Origin of the sequence: Macrococcus equipercicus, assembly GCF_004359525.2 — a bacterium.
In the GTDB taxonomy this organism is placed as follows: domain Bacteria; phylum Bacillota; class Bacilli; order Staphylococcales; family Staphylococcaceae; genus Macrococcus; species Macrococcus equipercicus.
Genome location: NZ_SCWC02000001.1, coordinates 274,540 through 289,127, shown reverse-complemented (window position 1 = coordinate 289,127; position 14,588 = coordinate 274,540). Strand labels below are relative to the sequence as shown.

The 14,588-nt window shown below is 43.8% G+C and carries 14 protein-coding genes; 5 read left to right on the top strand and 9 right to left on the bottom strand.

The window, feature by feature from the left end; genetic code table 11:
* Nucleotides 1-451: 451 nt before the first annotated feature.
* Complete coding sequence (locus ERX35_RS01500) at nucleotides 452-820, top strand: DUF3899 domain-containing protein (RefSeq protein ID WP_149458136.1); 369 nt, start codon at nucleotides 452-454, stop codon at nucleotides 818-820.
* Nucleotides 821-869: 49 nt separating this feature from the next.
* Here the strand turns inward: ERX35_RS01500 and fabF are convergent, their stop codons facing one another.
* The 3 genes from fabF to ERX35_RS01485 all read right to left on the bottom strand — a co-directional run bounded on the left by fabF (nucleotide 870) and on the right by ERX35_RS01485 (nucleotide 4,142).
* Nucleotides 870-2,108, bottom strand: coding sequence for a beta-ketoacyl-ACP synthase II (gene fabF, locus ERX35_RS01495; protein WP_149458135.1), 1,239 nt, complete (start codon nucleotides 2,106-2,108; stop codon nucleotides 870-872).
* Between the two features lie 9 nt (nucleotides 2,109-2,117).
* A complete protein-coding gene (locus ERX35_RS01490) occupies nucleotides 2,118-3,059 on the bottom strand; it encodes a beta-ketoacyl-ACP synthase III (RefSeq protein ID WP_149458134.1) in 942 nt (313 codons plus the stop codon).
* 81 nt (nucleotides 3,060-3,140) lie between these two features.
* Complete coding sequence (locus ERX35_RS01485; protein ID WP_149458133.1) at nucleotides 3,141-4,142, bottom strand: BMP family ABC transporter substrate-binding protein; 1,002 nt, start codon at nucleotides 4,140-4,142, stop codon at nucleotides 3,141-3,143.
* Between the two features lie 84 nt (nucleotides 4,143-4,226).
* Between ERX35_RS01485 and ERX35_RS01480 the strand changes: the two genes are divergently transcribed.
* Nucleotides 4,227-4,421 carry a YjzD family protein gene (locus tag ERX35_RS01480; RefSeq protein ID WP_149458132.1) on the top strand — a complete coding sequence of 65 codons (195 nt, stop codon included), beginning with the start codon at nucleotides 4,227-4,229 and terminating at the stop codon, nucleotides 4,419-4,421.
* 35 nt (nucleotides 4,422-4,456) lie between these two features.
* Here the strand turns inward: ERX35_RS01480 and clpB are convergent, their stop codons facing one another.
* Both clpB and ERX35_RS01470 read right to left on the bottom strand, forming a co-directional pair.
* Nucleotides 4,457-7,045, bottom strand: a complete 2,589-nt coding sequence (gene clpB, locus ERX35_RS01475; protein WP_149458131.1) for an ATP-dependent chaperone ClpB — start codon at nucleotides 7,043-7,045, stop codon at nucleotides 4,457-4,459.
* A gap of 155 nt (nucleotides 7,046-7,200) precedes the next feature.
* Nucleotides 7,201-7,512, bottom strand: coding sequence for a metal-sulfur cluster assembly factor (locus tag ERX35_RS01470; RefSeq protein WP_149458130.1), 312 nt, complete (start codon nucleotides 7,510-7,512; stop codon nucleotides 7,201-7,203).
* Nucleotides 7,513-7,614: 102 nt separating this feature from the next.
* Between ERX35_RS01470 and ERX35_RS01465 the strand changes: the two genes are divergently transcribed.
* The 3 genes from ERX35_RS01465 to ERX35_RS01455 are packed head-to-tail and all read left to right on the top strand — an operon-like array spanning nucleotide 7,615 to nucleotide 10,592.
* A complete protein-coding gene (locus ERX35_RS01465) occupies nucleotides 7,615-8,421 on the top strand; it encodes a Cof-type HAD-IIB family hydrolase (RefSeq protein ID WP_149458129.1) in 807 nt (268 codons plus the stop codon).
* A gap of 18 nt (nucleotides 8,422-8,439) precedes the next feature.
* Entirely contained in the window at nucleotides 8,440-9,282 is an 843-nt protein-coding gene (locus ERX35_RS01460) for a DegV family protein (RefSeq protein WP_149458128.1), read from the top strand.
* Nucleotides 9,279-10,592 carry a CoA-disulfide reductase gene (locus tag ERX35_RS01455; protein ID WP_149458127.1) on the top strand — a complete coding sequence of 438 codons (1,314 nt, stop codon included), beginning with the start codon at nucleotides 9,279-9,281 and terminating at the stop codon, nucleotides 10,590-10,592. The genes ERX35_RS01460 and ERX35_RS01455 overlap by 4 nt, the downstream gene beginning before the upstream one ends.
* A 73-nt stretch (nucleotides 10,593-10,665) precedes the next feature.
* Here the strand turns inward: ERX35_RS01455 and ERX35_RS01450 are convergent, their stop codons facing one another.
* From ERX35_RS01450 to ERX35_RS01435, 4 genes are all read right to left on the bottom strand, one after another.
* Nucleotides 10,666-12,051: an alpha-amylase family glycosyl hydrolase gene (locus tag ERX35_RS01450; protein ID WP_149458126.1), complete on the bottom strand. Its 1,386-nt coding sequence runs from the start codon at nucleotides 12,049-12,051 to the stop codon at nucleotides 10,666-10,668.
* Between the two features lie 125 nt (nucleotides 12,052-12,176).
* Nucleotides 12,177-12,551: a YisL family protein gene (locus tag ERX35_RS01445; RefSeq protein ID WP_149458341.1), complete on the bottom strand. Its 375-nt coding sequence runs from the start codon at nucleotides 12,549-12,551 to the stop codon at nucleotides 12,177-12,179.
* 105 nt (nucleotides 12,552-12,656) lie between these two features.
* Entirely contained in the window at nucleotides 12,657-13,559 is a 903-nt protein-coding gene (locus ERX35_RS01440) for a fumarylacetoacetate hydrolase family protein (RefSeq protein WP_149458125.1), read from the bottom strand.
* A gap of 56 nt (nucleotides 13,560-13,615) precedes the next feature.
* On the bottom strand, nucleotides 13,616-14,587 hold the full coding sequence (locus tag ERX35_RS01435) for a hypothetical protein (RefSeq protein WP_149458124.1): 972 nt from the start codon (nucleotides 14,585-14,587) through the stop codon (nucleotides 13,616-13,618).
* Nucleotide 14,588 lies beyond the last annotated feature (1 nt).

The window sequence follows — 14,588 nt, the reverse complement described above, 5'->3', positions numbered from 1 at the left end:
TTTATTGTATAATTGTGATTCCTCCATAAGCCTGTTCCTTTCATGAAACGTCATACACTTAAAGTGACTAAACTGCACAAACATTGCCGAATTGATCCGGATTGATATAGCAGAATAATATAATGCCTATTTTCTTTTTAATTATTAACCCCATTTCATTGGTTTCTTCCAAAACTCTATGACTATTATAGATGTTAACTGACAATTTTTGCAATACATTTTTTATTCAGAAATTTTATATTTATAAGATTTTACGAGTTATTTTAACGCTTTAAAGTAAATTATTGAATAGAATATTCATTTTATAGTATAAAAATTGATAACTATAGTTAAAGAAATCGATTAGACCAACCACTCGGTCTGTTGTTAATTAAAAAAATTAATATCATATACATAAAAATGCTTTTTAATGTACAATAATTATTAGTAGATTGATATTGGGAGGTTGCCATTGAAACGTCATTTTTTTATGCTGTCATTGCTGCTACTTTTTCTGCTGACACTTATCCTCATGTTGTTTAACGGCTTTACAGCTATCGGGTTCATTGATTCACTGTTTTTAGCAGCGCTCGTGCTCTTCTGTCTTTCCCTGCTGATCCTGTTATTCTCAGACGGTGCGTTCAGCATAATGGGGCATTCATTCAGACGCTTTCACTATATGACTGCTCCTAAAAGAGTCAGGGAGACATTAGAAGACGACGAACTCTATACAAGAAAAGATATCAAAATCAGACAGCAGCGCTACGCTATTACTGTGCCGCTGCTTGTAACGTCTAGTGCTGCTTTAGTGCTGTCACTGCTTTTGTCCTATATGCAGTAAAAAAATCCGGATGGAATTAATTCCATCCGGATTTTTAGATAACTGATTGCTAGTCACGATATTTTTTGAAAACGAGCACTGCATTATGACCACCAAATCCTAGACTGTTAGATAAAGCATATTCAATCTCCAGGTCCTGGGCATGCTCTGGAATATAGTCGATATCACATTCTGGATCCGGTGTTGCCTGATGAATAGTCGGCGGAACTTTACTGTTTTCAATGGCAAGCGCTGTAATAATTGCTTCGACTGCACCTGTCGCACCCAGTAAATGGCCCGTCATTGATTTTGTAGATGAAACTTTTAGTTGATTGACTGCTTCACCGAACACCTGTTTAATGGCCATTGTTTCATATAAGTCACCAATCGGTGTACTTGTGCCGTGCGCATTTAAATACTGCACTTCTTCCGGTGTGATCCCTGCATCTTTCAGTGCCATTTTCATCGTTCTGACACCGCCTTCACCGTTCGGTGCTGGCGCAGTGATGTGGAATGCATCCCCGTTGTTGCCATAGCCGACTACTTCAGCATAAATATGTGCGCCACGCGCTTTAGCATGTTCCAGTTCTTCAAGAACGACAATTCCTGCCCCTTCACCCATAACAAAACCGTCACGGCCTTCCTGGAATGGTCGGCAGGCAGTTTCAGGGTCATTGTTAAACGACAGTGCTTTATTTGCCATAAATCCTGCGATACCCATTTTGGTGATTGGTGCTTCCGTTCCGCCTGCGACCATAACATCTGCATCACCGTACTGAATGATTCTGAAGGCATCACCGATACAGTTTGTTCCTGTCGCACATGCTGTCACGGTACAGCCGTTCGGCCCTTGTGCACCAAGGTCTATCGAAACTTGACCAGTTGCCATATCGGGAATCATCATCGGTACAAAGAACGGGCTGACGCGGTTAGGACCACGCTGCTGCAGCTGTTCATATGAGTTTTCGAATGTCTCCATCCCACCAATTCCAGAGCCGATCCACACACCCACACGGTCGCGGTTATTATCATTGATTTCAAGCTTGCTGTCTTCAACGGCCTGTCTTGCTGCTACCATTGCATACTGCGTAAAGCGGTCCATTTTTCTCGCATCTTTTTTTGGAATATGATCTTCAATATTGAAGTCTTTTAACTCACCGGCAATTTTAACAGCATAGTCTGTCGTATCGATTCTCGTAATATAGTCAATACCATTGACACCGTCAATTGCATTGTTAAATGTTGTTCTTGCATCATTCCCTAGAGGACTTAACGCCCCGATTCCTGTGATCACAACTCTTTTCTTCATAGTCTCCTCCTATTTTCCCCATACTAATGTAATAGCTCCATACGTCAGACCGCCGCCAAAACCTACTAACACAAGATTACTGCCTTCTTTGATCTTACCTTGTTCGAGTTCGTACATCATCGACAATGGGATTGAAGCTGCCGAAGTATTGCCGTATTTATCTATTGTCACACTCATTTTTTCTCGTGGTATTCCCAGTCGTTCACGGGATGCTTCCATAATTCTGATGTTCGCTTGATGCGGAATGAACATATCGACATCTTCCGGCTTAAGACCTGCTTTCGCAACGACTTCTGTAGCCATCTCTCCCATAATCCGTACAGCAAACTTAAAGACTTCTCGTCCATTCATTACAAGCAGCTGATCTTCTTTACGGTCATATAAGTATTTGCCGCCTGACCCGTCACTGCCGAGTAGTGAGCTGAGTATACCATGTCCCGGACTGACTTCGCCAATAATGACTGCACCCGCGCCGTCACCGAACAGAATGGCCGTATTGCGGTCTTCCATATTAGCGATTTTTGACAGTTTTTCAGCACCGATAACAAGGATATTTCTGCACATGCCGGTCAGAACAAACTGCTGCGCTGTGACAATACTGTATATAAAGCCTGTACACGCTGCCAGCTGGTCCATTGACGGGATATTCCTTAAGCCTAATCTTTCCTGCAGCTGATTGGCAACCGCCGGAAATTTATGGTCTCCTGTTGCTGTGGCCACAATAATCATATCGATTTCATCTTTATCGATTCCTGCGTCTGCAATCGCTTTTTCAGCCGCTATAAAGGCCATATCGCTTGTTTCTTCATCTGCCGCCGCAAAGCGTCGTTCTTTAATTCCGGTCATCTTTGAAATCCATTCATCCGATGTATCCAGGAATTTCTCAAAATCATGGTTTGTCATTATTTTTTCCGGGATGTATGTTCCTATCCCTTTTATACCTACGTTCAAATGAGCACCTTCTTATAATCAGTTGTTATAACCAGGTACTAATTTATCACAGTTTCAGGAAGTTTTCAAATAAAGTGACTGTCAATGGTCGGCTTTTAAATAGGACTCGAAGTAGTCTTTTGAATCTTTTCTGCCATTCGGCAGTATCCGCTCACTTTCATAGCGTTTCAGCTGCTTATTGATCTCCTGTTGAAACTCCGGGTCAACACGGTAAGAGAATTCACCGAGCTGGACCATCCCTTCTTTAACACCGAAATAATAGGTACCGCCCTGCAGCTGATTTTTTGTATAGCGGTCTGCCATATCAGCATAGGCTTTCGCTAAGTTCAGCTGAAGACTGGTCAGCACCTGCGGCCCGTAGCCGCTCTGATCAATGATGTAGCCGATGCCTGAGACGTCCTGGTCTTTCAGCAGCATCATGATATCCGCATTGACTCCGTCTGCTGCAGGAAACAGGACATCTACACGGTCATGCTTAATCATCCGGTCAGCAAGCATTTCTCCGCGGTTATCGTAGCCGAATGTGCTGATGTAATTCGCCACAACCTTGACTTTCGGGTTCTCGTACTGAGCCCCGTCGATAAATCCTCTAATATCCGGCTGCGTGTTATAGGCCCCGATGACGCCAATGCGATTATTGTCGGTCTGATGTCCGGCCACCATCCCGCTGAAAAACCCCATGGAATAGCCGTCGATATTCACAGCAGTGACATTCTCTGCTTTCGATTTACCATTGAAGACGACAAAGTTTATATCAGGGTATTGTGAAGCCAGGTCATTAAACACCTGGGAAAACTCTTTACCCTGACCAAAGAGTATATTGACCTTCCTCGCTGCCATTTCTTTAATTGCCTTCTCCATTTTGACCCGTGTATTAATATTCTGCTCATAAAAAAATGCTGTATCATAAGTCTGGACGATATCCAGCATACCTTTGTAACCTTCTGTGCCCCATGTCTGATCATACATTGAACCAGGGAACAGAAAGCCGACACTTGTCAGTTCTTTTTTTTCCGGTCTGAATAACCAGATGCCGCCGCCTATCAACAGAAGGACAGCTGCCACGCTCAGTAGTTTTTTCATCTTCCGCCTCTTAATGTAAGGGTATACTTTTTAATGCAACTCTTTTATAATATAACTATATCAAGATTTATGGGGGATATAAACATGCAATATATCATGACTTTTGTCTGGTCATTCATTTTAGTTCATATGATTAACTTTGTATTGATGAGTTTGGGGGGCGGACAGGCTCTTCATCTGGCGACTGCTTCACTGTTATCTGTCATCTTTGCCGTATTGGTCATTCTCATTTCAATGACGCTGCCGGATGACCCGGTTCCGCATCATAGCGAACATTAAAAAAGCGATGTAATCATTAAGATTACATCGCCTTTTTATTGCAGTTCAAGCTTCGGCCGGCCATTCTCCATGGTCACGACAACTCTTGCTCCTTCTTCAAGGTCATGCTGTATCAGTAAACGTGCAAGCGGCGTCTCTATCTGGCGCTGGACAAACCGTTTTAACGGCCGTGCACCGAACTGCGGTTCATAGGCTTTTTTTGCGACCCATTGCTTCACTTCGTCAGTCACTTCAATCGACATATGCTGATCATTAAGTCGTCTGTTTAACTGTGCAATAATTTTATCGACAATATAAGTCATATCATTCGCACTTAACGGTCTGAATAAAATAATATCATCCATCCGGTTTAAAATCTCCGGTTTGAAATGCTGATGGAGCGCAGTCATTACTTGCTGGCGTGCTTGCTCACTGATTGCATCATCTTGAATTCCTTCAAGCAGATATTGTGAACCGATGTTGCTTGTCATAATGATGATGGTGTTCTTGAAGTCGACGACACGGCCTTTAGAATCCGTCAGCCGTCCTTCATCAAGCAGCTGCAGCAGTACGTTGAAGACATCGCTGTGCGCCTTTTCGATTTCATCAAGCAGAATGACGGAATACGGCTGACGTCTGACCGCTTCAGTCAGCTGACCGCCCTCTTCATAGCCGACGTATCCCGGAGGCGCACCAATCAAGCGTGCGACAGCATGTTTCTCCATATATTCACTCATGTCGATCCGGATCATATGTTTCTCTGAATCGAACATCGTGCTTGCCAGTGTTTTAGCAAGTTCTGTCTTACCGACACCGGTCGGACCAAGGAACAAGAAGCTGCCAATTGGACGGTTCGGATCTTTAATACCGGCACGTGCACGGACAACAGCATCTGCTACTAAGTCGACTGCTTCTTCCTGGCCGACGACCCGCTCATGTAATATATCAGAGAGTTTAAGTAATTTTTCTTTCTCAGTTTCAACTAACTTACTAACAGGAATTCCGGTCCACTGTGACACGATATAGCCAATTTCCTCATCGGTCACTACTTCACGGATCAGGCGGTCTGTGCCTTTTGTCTCTTCCTGAAACTCTTCTTCAAGTTCAGCAAGCTCTCTTTCAATCTCCGGTATTTTTCCGTACTGCAGTTCAGAAGCTTTAGCTAGATCATAATTGTTCTGTGCGTCTTCCAGCTGCTGACGATATTGATCGAGCTCGCTGCGTTTCTCCTGCACAACTTGAATCTGCGCTTTTTCTTTATCTACTTTCGCTGTCAAAATCTGCTGTTTCTCTTTCTCATCAGCAAGCTCTTTCTGCAGCTCTTTCAAGCGGTTCATGCTTTGAGTGTCCTGCTCATTTTTCAACGCCTTCTCTTCGATTTCCAGCTGCAGCACACGCCGGTTAACTGCGTCGAGTTCAGTCGGTTTAGAACCCATCTCAGTCCGGATGGTCGCACATGCCTGGTCTACAAGGTCAATCGCTTTATCCGGCAGAAAGCGGTCTGTAATATAGCGGTCTGATAACTCAGCCGCAGCTACAAGCGCTCTGTCCTGAATTCTGACACCATGATGGACTTCATAACGCTCCTTCAGGCCGCGCAGAATCGAGATGGTGTCTTCCACATCAGGTTCAGCGACATGCACTTTCTGGAAGCGGCGTTCAAGCGCTGAGTCTTTCTCGATGTACTGGCGGTATTCATTGAGTGTCGTCGCACCGATACAGTGCAGTTCACCACGTGCAAGCATCGGTTTCAGCATATTACCTGCATCCATCGCACCGTCTGTCTTGCCTGCTCCAACCAGCATGTGAATCTCATCGATAAACAGGATGATCTCTCCGTTGCTGTCTTTAACTTCTTTCAGCACGGCTTTCAAGCGTTCTTCAAATTCCCCGCGAAACTTTGCGCCGGCGACTAATGCACTTAAATCAAGTTCAAAGATTGTTTTGTTCAGCAGGGAGTCAGGAACGTCTTTCCGGACGATACGCTGCGCCAGTCCTTCGACGATCGCTGTTTTACCGACCCCCGGCTCCCCGATCAATATAGGATTATTTTTTGTTTTACGGCTTAAAATACGGATAGTATTACGCACTTCTTCGTCACGGCCGATCACTGGATCCATCTTGCCGTTCCGCACTTCCTCCACTAAATCCCGGCCATATTTTTTGAGTACTTCATACTGTACTTCTGGATTTTGAGTTGTCACATGGTTCCCCCCTCTGATTTGAGTAATGATTTCTTTGATGACTTCTGCTTTATTGCCAACAAACTGCTTAGTGATGTCATGAACTTCCATCGCTGCAATAATTAAATGCTCAACAGATAAGTAATCATCTTCCATCGTGTTTTTAACTGTTTCGGCCTTCTGCAGCAGCTGGTTCAAGCCGGCGCTCATATACTGGCCGTACTGGACGTTATCACCGCTGATCTGCGGCAGACCTGTTAATTTTTCAGTCAGTCGTCTGACATATTCTTTCATATCAAGGTTCGACCGCTCAACAACAGTCGTCAGCATACTGTCTGCATCATTAGTGAACGCCAGCAGCAGACTTTCTGGTTCAATAGCCTGTACTTTACGTGCCACAGCATCATTCTGCGCAAATTCAATAGCAGACTGGACATTATAAGTCATATTATCGATATTCATCAGTTCACCTCATTAATTGTTTGACTATATTTGACCTTTAAATTAATTATAATACCTTGCTATTCATCACACAAATTATTTGCCCTCTTTTTTATCTTTTAACCCATAAAAAAAGACGAATCAAAAAGATTCGTCCTGCATCAATATAATGATGCTTAACCGCTTACGCCTAAAGCAATTTTAGCGTAGCGGCTCATCATATCTTTGTTCCATGGCGGGTTCCAGACGATGTTGACGACCGTCTCTTTAATCTCAGGCAGTTCGCCGAGCGCTGTCTTCACCTGGTCGATAATTTGCGGCCCCATCGGACAGCCCATTGATGTCAATGTCATGCTCACTGTCGCAATTCCATCGTCATCCATATCGACATTATAGACAAGCCCGAGATTGACAACATCTATGCCAAGTTCCGGGTCAATTACATTTTCTAGTGCTCCGAGTATGCTGTCTTTCATTGCTTCTTCCATTTAATATCACTCCTTGTCATCTTATTCCTACTATATCAAATAACTTTCACATAGCCAATTAAATGATATGATAACTATAGAAGATAGAAAGGAACGGTTACTATGACAGACAAACATTTAATCTGTCTTGATCTGGACGGCACTTTACTGACGGATGACAAAATCATTTCGCCTTATACCCGGACCATCATCCAGACGTTGATAAAAGATGGCCATGAAGTCATCATCTCAACCGGAAGACCTTACAGAGCAAGTCAAATTTATTATCAGGAGCTCGGACTGGCGTCTCCTATCGTAAACTTCAACGGCGCCTTCGTCCATCATCCTGGTAATATGACTTTCAAGACAATTCATGAGACACTCGATTTAAATATTGCGCAGGAAATATTCTCCCAGGTCAAACAATTGAATATCCAGAATGTCATCGCTGAAGTGAAAGATAATGTCTTTTTTCATTATCATGATCAATATTTATTTGATGGTTTTACAATGGGCAATCCTCTGGTCACTACAGGGGACTTAACGACCAATTTAACAGAAGGACCGACCAGTATTTTAATTCAGGCGGAAGAAAAGTATATCCCCTCTATTCGGCAGCATTTAAGTGAAATTTACGCTGAAAGCATTGAACACCGTCGCTGGGGAGCGCCGTACCCCGTCATTGAAATCGTCAAAAAAGGCATCAACAAAGCAGTAGGTGTCAAGTATGTCGCTGAATATTTCGGCATCAGCCGCGAAAACATTATCGCTTTTGGTGATGAAGATAATGACAATGAAATGATAGAATATGCAGGAATGGGTCTTGCGATGGGCAATGCCATTCAGCCGTTAAAAGAGCTTGCCGATCAAGTAATCGGCACTAATAATGAAGATGGTATCGGTAAATTTCTCAATCAATACTTTTATTAAGTCATAAGGAGGAACAGTATGCGTATATTAGTAGATAGCGGAAGTGACTTGACACTTCAGGAAATTGAGCAGCACAACCTCGATTTTTTACCGATGTCTGTCGCAATCGGTGATAAGTCCTATAAAGATCAGCTGGAAATTGATAATCAGACGGTTTATGAAGCGATTCAGCAAGGAAGACGGCCGATGACAAGCCAGGTGTCAATCGATCAGCTGACAGAACTGTTTACCGAAATTGCAGGTAAAGGTGAACAGGCTATTTATTATGCCTTTTCCAGTGCACTGAGCGGCACTTATCAGTCAGCAGTGATGGTGAAAGAACAAGTGACGGAGCGCTTTCCGGACTTTGATATCGAGATCATTGACTCTCGTTCAGCATCCCGCGGACTCGGCATGCAGATTCTTGATATCGTCAGTCTGCGGGACCAAGGCATGACAAAAGATGAGATTGTCACACAGATTCATGAGATGCATGAGGCGATTGTCCATTTGTTCACCGTGGAAGACTTGGCGTACCTTGCTAAAGGCGGACGTCTGAGCAAAAGTCAGGCGGTTCTCGGTTCACTTATCAATATTAAACCACTGCTGACTGTAGAAGAAGGTCAGCTTGTGCCAGTCGGAAAATATCGGGGCAGAAAAAAAGTCTTCAAAGAAATGGCCGCCCAGCTGAAAAAGGACGGTCATGGTGCTGTTATCAACATCAGTCATTCCAATGATGAAACAGGTGCCCGCCAGCTGGCTGACTTAATAGCACAGGAATGCGGCGGCACTATTCACATTCATGAGCTGGGCCCGACAATCGCGTCTCATACTGGACAAGGAACGATTGCTATGTATTATTTTAAGGAAGGTCATTCATGAAGATCATTGTCGTCGGCGCTGTCGCAGGTGGTGCAACAAGTGCTTCACAAATCCGGAGAACACTGCCGGACGCTGACATTGTCATCTATGAGAAAGACCGGGATATGAGCTTTGCCAACTGCGGACTTCCCTATTATCTTGGTAAAGTGTTTGCTGAACGCGAGCGCCTGCTGCAGGCGACGCCTGAGTCATTTCAGCAGCATAAGCAGATCACCGTCAACACTGACCATGAAGTCACAGCTATTGATACAGCGGGCCAGTTCATTACGGTCGTCAATCATACGACAGGTGAATCGTTCCTGGATCATTACGATGCCCTCATTTTAAGTCCCGGCTGCCGGCCACTGCGTATGACGGCAACAAAGCATTCAGATTTCGTCTTTCCGCTCCGTAACTTGGAAGATACGGATGCAATCGACCAGTATATCGATACTAACGATGTCCAGAAAGCTCTGATTATCGGTGCCGGCTATATCGGTATTGAGATGGTTGAGAACTTCAAGTGCCGGGGACTGGACGTTACACTGACCAACCGCAGTGAACATATCATGACAGCGATGGATCAGCAGTTCATCCCTCTCCTAAAGAATATCATCACGGAGCAGCAGGTTGGGCTCCTGCTGGATGACGAAGTCGTCGCACTGGAAGGACATGATGTGATATTCAAATCCGGTCACCGTGAGTCTTTTGACATCGTCATCGAAGCGATCGGCATAACGCCGAATACAGAATTCATTGCGCACAGCGGCATCGAATTAAATGATAAAGGCTATATTAAAGTCAATGAATATTTTGAGACGACGGCAGACAATGTTTACGCACTCGGTGATGCCATAGAGACATTTTACCGGCACACCGGCACGACAACAACAGTAGCACTCGCCTGGGGAGCTCATCGCGGCGCTAACTTAATTGCCGGTAACTTAAGCGGTCATAAAGAGCGGTTCAAAGGACTCCTTGCCACTAACATTGTTCGTTTCTTTGATCATACTATCGCAAGTGTCGGTATTAGTGAAAGTGAACTTGCAGCTTACGACTATGAGCATATCAGCTATGAGCAGAAAAATCATGCAAGCTACTTACCGGATGCCCGTGTCACCTGTATCTCCATCTATTACCGTAAAGACAACAGGCAGCTGCTGCGTGCATGTATAGTCGGTCAGGAAGGTGTCGACAAAAGAATTGATATCATCGCGGCAGCTATGGGCTTCGGCGCAACGGTTGATGATTTCAAGGATATCGAAATTGCTTATGCGCCGCCTTATTCTTCACCGAAAGACATTGTCAATATGATCGGCTATAGAGCTTAACATCTTTCATCCATAAAAACAGTATCCTGTTATTGATCATCAATAACAGGATACTGTTTTTAGTAAACGCTTATTATGCAGCTTTATTGTTCTTTGACCGTCTCGCTACTGTAATAATGAAAGCCGAGAAGAGAATGACGATTGTCCCAGCAGCATATAAATATCCGTTGTTCAATCCGCGCTCAGCTGTGACCGCGTACAGTTCCGCTTCTTCACGGTTCGTGATTAAATGGAACTTACCGTCTTTCGCATGGATGCTATCACCAATCAACAGGCCGCTCATCATTTTACCTGATGGTACAATATCTCTCCCGAGCGCTACATTAGTTGCTTTGCTGGAATTATTGACGTTGTAGACAAAGTCTACTTTGTCAGTATTATAAAAGATCACCTGATTACCTGACTTGTTAAGAATTACTTTCGGCTGTCCTTTAAAAAGTTCACTGTACTTTTTGTAGACAGCAGAAGTATCATTCAAATAATCCGTCACTTCTTTATCTGTTCTGAAATCAAGCAGCTGATGCATCTGCGGCATCTTTGCCCCGTTCATCGCAATTTCAGTACCATACGTCATGCTTATTGGATGTTTCTGAATGAGCAGGTAGCTCATCAGCTCTTTAATACGTGTACCGGGGAACATGTTTTCATCAGCGGCATATTTTGTGAAACGCGGCATAAAAAACTGATCAGCCGCTAGTATTTCATTGCTGCTGTAGCTGACCGGAATGTTCTGGTCAGTCGTTTTAAAGGCATTGGCCAGTTTAACTGTCGTTTCTTCCTTTTGCACGTATTTAAAGTTTTTAGTTGCTGTTCCCTTCGGCTGAATGGCGATGGTCATCAAATGAGCCGGGAATATTTTGCTGCTGTCTATATTGTTCTGCAGCACATACATGGACAGGCCGTCGACATTAAATTCTGCTGTGAACTGCTCCATCTTCTGCTTATACAGCTGCTGATTTCTAGCATTATTAAGGTCGATGACCGCTGTATTCTTAAAATACTGCTGCTGGACAGCATTCATCTTCGTCTCCTCAGCCGCTGTAAACTCATCGGTTGCAACAGCGGGCATATCAATGATGATTTTCATATGCTTATGATGGACTGCTTTGATCAGCTGTTTAAGATTTTTCTCTCCGCCGTACACATCATCTACTTTATCATATGACGTCACTTTATAACCTAAGTAATCCTGCTGCTGATGCTTGAAGACCGGTGAGAGCTGTACTGTATCAAACCCCATATCTTTAATATAATCCAGCTTCTTTTCGATGCCCTGAAAATCACCGCCATACGGAAGGTTATCATTTTTATCATTGTGAATGTACTGGTTGTTTATTTCATCGCCGTTCATGAAGCGGTCGACAACCAGACTGTAGATTCTTGGTGGCACACTGGATTCAGCGAATACTGGTTTTGGCACGACTAACAGTACCAATAGCAGCAATAATATTCTTTTCATAGCATTCCCTCTTATTCTGTTAATACTTCAATTATACTAGAACAGCTGATGGTTGTGTTCATCGTCATAAAATGTTCATAAGATTCATCCATTAAAAAAGACCCGCTCAACTGAGCGGGCCGTGATTAATGGAATAAAGCTGTAATAGGTCCGAGCGGCAAGTAAGCGCCGAGGACAAAGGTGATCAATGCTGATAAAATCGTTAAGTAGAAGAAATTTCTAGAAGGTTTCTTCTTTTTCTTGCGGGCAAGTGTCATTTCAATCAGCCCGATCGTCAATAAGCCGAATAAAAATTTGATGCCGTAAAGCGCCGCGTTAGCTCCCATTGCCTGAAAGAAAACGTAGCCGCCGCTGATCAATGTCAGCAGCAGGAATATTCTTAGCAGCATATGCAGCGGTTTGAAATATTTGCTCGGCCCAAGACGGTCAGAGAAATTTTCATAAGCCGCAAAAAATAAGATTAATACAGCGACCCAGCTTAAAATATGTAAGTGCAGCATTCCTGTAATCATGTTTTTCAACTCCTTTTATTAGTCCTATTCCATTTTAACATATACGCTTGAAATACAAAAACAGAGAAGATAACCATCTTCTCTGGGCGTCATTTATTTTTCACTGATTGTATTGGCTAATGTTCCGATACCATCGATGGTCACTTTAATTTCATCACCTGCTTTTAAATAGGCAGGAGGATTCATTCCAGCTCCAACGCCGCTCGGTGTACCTGTTGCAATGACATCGCCGGGATGCAGGGCAATATATTTTGAGATCTCTGCGATTAAGTCATCGATTTTCAGAATCATTTCTTTTGTGCTGCCGTCCTGACGAATCTCATTGTTGACTTTCGTTACAATATTGACGTTTTCAGGTGTCGGCAATTCATCTTTCGTTACGATATAAGGACCCATCGGACAGCCGCCGAGCAGACTTTTACTTAAGAACGCCTGCGCATGTGCTTTCTGCAGATCACGTGCTGTAATATCATTGACGATTGTATAGCCGTACACATAGTCCAGTGCCATCCCTTTTGGAATTTTGTGGCCGTACTTACCAATGACAATTCCAAGCTCCCCTTCGTAGTCCAGCGCTTCAGTGACATCACTGTGAAGTGGAATCTCGTTGCCATCACCAATCAGACTGGATGGTGCTTTAGTGAAGACATAGAGACGATCTACTGTATTATTGAGCTCTTCTGCATGTTTGGCAAAATTGCGCCCTACCGCAATGACATTGTTGGTCGGTGTGACCGGCGGCAGAAATTTAATATCGCTGAAGTTCACTTTATATTGTGCTTTCTCATCACTTTTCTCAGCCTGTACCACAACTTTACGTACAGCTTCCTGAAAATCGATTGATACATTCTGTTCAAGGCCTTCCAGCAATGTTTTAGGATAATCGCTTTCCCCGAATGCTTCAAATACTTTCGGCAAAATCCACGCTGCTTCTTCACGCTTTACTTTGACACCGTAAGTTTTCTGACCTTGATGTTCAAATGATAGAAATTTCATATTTGGCACAACTCCTTCTGTGTTTGTTCATATTATACAGAATATTTGAATATTTATCATGTGTTTACGGCAGACTTTCTGAAATAACTGAAGATTATCAGTATGACAGCTGTTAATAAGCCGATTATCATACTGCGTAACAGAATAGTATCAAGCAGCATGACCTTGTAGTCACCGAAGCCGATACCTGTAAAAACAAGGAGCATTAACAGCTCAGCGGTGATGAGCACAACAGCTAGAACAAGCCAATCAATCCGGTAATACTTAATGACGAGCGCTGCTGCCATAAATAGGCCGAGAGCCTGACAGGCACCGCCGAGCAGCACAATGAGGTCAAACGCCGCTGCTGATTCAGTGAAACGGCTCAACACTTTAATGATGGTCCCGAGTGCAAGCATCATAGAAGCGCCAAGTACTGTCCCCCACTTATAATGGGAGACGAAGCGTGCTGTATGGTCGCCCAGCAACAGAAACGGCAGGATGATGAAAGCAGTCACCGCCAATTCCCGGAGCGGGCTTGTCAACACGTTCTCTTGTACATAGGCCATATAGTCATTCGACTGATAAAGTTGTATTAAATGCTGGAACAGCGCGACATTTAAAAACGTTTCATTGAATAACGACAGTATGAGCAGCGGCAGTCCGACAATTATACCTGCACCTAATAAGACGATGCCGAGCAGATACTCTGGGTAGCTGCCGGCCATCACCCATTTTGCAACAAGTATTGCTACTCCTAAGAAAAGAATCATGCTATGCGGATTGATGAAGACTTTGTCGATCATCCCTGCTGCCAGTATGAAAGCACACTGAGTATATGACCAGCTGCGGACAGCGCGGCTGAGCAGCAGCGCCAGCAGTGCATATCCCGTGCCAAGCACTAGAAAGATTATCAGCATGAACTCCTGCTGCTGGTCGTCTGAAAAGTACGAAAGCGGCAGAGTGACACGGATAGGATGAGAGAAGTTAATGCTCTCCTCCACTATAACAAGCATGGTTGCTAGTATGATGAATAAATTATATTTCATG